Here is a 1171-nt window from a genome sequence, read left to right as displayed (position 1 = left end):
CTCATTATAGCATTTTTGCATTACACCCAAAATATCATCTTTCATCAAACATTGTTCCTCTGTCAAATCTGTTAAAGGCAATGCTATTCCAATAAATTTTAATATAAAAAAATTGGCATACCATTTTGCTGTAAGAATAAGAGCTCTAGAAAGATCATTATCTAATCCATTCACAAAAAATAAAAACTTGTTGTAACTTTTAAGAAAATCATAATAAGATTGGAATTGCTCTTTACTTAATCTATAAGATTTAAAACGAGCATAAGCTAGTTTCCAGTCTAAGTCATTTGTATAAATATGTGCTTTAGCAACAAAAGCCATTAAATACAAGTCTTCTAATCCAAAAAGAGTAGTAGCAAGCAAATCAATTTCTAAGTTATCAATATAGTGTAATAACTCTTTTTCAATTTTCTTACTTCTTTTATCAATATTTTCTTTTTCGTAAAAGTTGTGATAGAGTTCAAGAAACTTATCTTCATCAGAATAGACTCGATAGAGGTTTGTCTCCATTTGCTCAAGCTCTTTTTCATAACTCCATTGATACCACATTATCAATCCCAAAGGTCTATGCAGGAATGAATACATCAAAGCAAATATAAAGATAATGCTAAAAAGTATGACTTTATTTCTTGTGTTTTTGTTATACCAATTTATAAATCTTTTCATTATGCTACATTCTTATCATTATGTATAAGATTACCTATTAATTTATTATTATTTGGGTTAGAATCATTATCAGCTTCTATATGGTGGATATTATCTTTACAAGCTAGAGGCTTTTGTAATTGATAATTATCTTTTAGATTTGTTATACATTTCATAAAGATTTCATTAATCTTAATGATTTCATAACTATAAGTAGCATTAGATAATACACCACCATACCATAGAGGCATTAATCTTGTTGAAGTAAATGTCCTTAAAAATATAGAATGTTCTTTTAGATTTTCATTATTTGAAAAATACTTATGAATTGTATTTAATAATCCACTATCATAATTAATAAGTATGGCATCTTTTAATAGATTGCTATTTTCATATTCATAATCTCTTATTTTTTTAAATAATGCTCTTTCTTTATTGTCTTTATTGGCATCACTTAGTATTGTAGAATCTATCTCATACACATTATCTAAATTTAGGGGCTTTAGATTTTTAGCTCCGGGTGAAT

Annotated in this window: 1 protein-coding gene and 1 pseudogene; both read right to left on the bottom strand. The window is 26.4% G+C overall.

Annotated elements, in window-relative coordinates; translation table 11 throughout:
* Positions 1 to 666, bottom strand: a 666-nt coding sequence (locus CQA44_RS12110) for a hypothetical protein (protein WP_147289807.1), incomplete at its 3' end; no start/stop codon positions are given.
* A pseudogene (locus CQA44_RS12870) lies at positions 666 to 1171 on the bottom strand (lipase); the annotation flags it as partial. The pseudogene CQA44_RS12870 and the gene CQA44_RS12110, both read right to left, overlap by 1 nt.

Source organism: Helicobacter sp. MIT 14-3879, from assembly GCF_003364125.1.
This window is presented reverse-complemented; position numbering and strand designations above follow the sequence as displayed.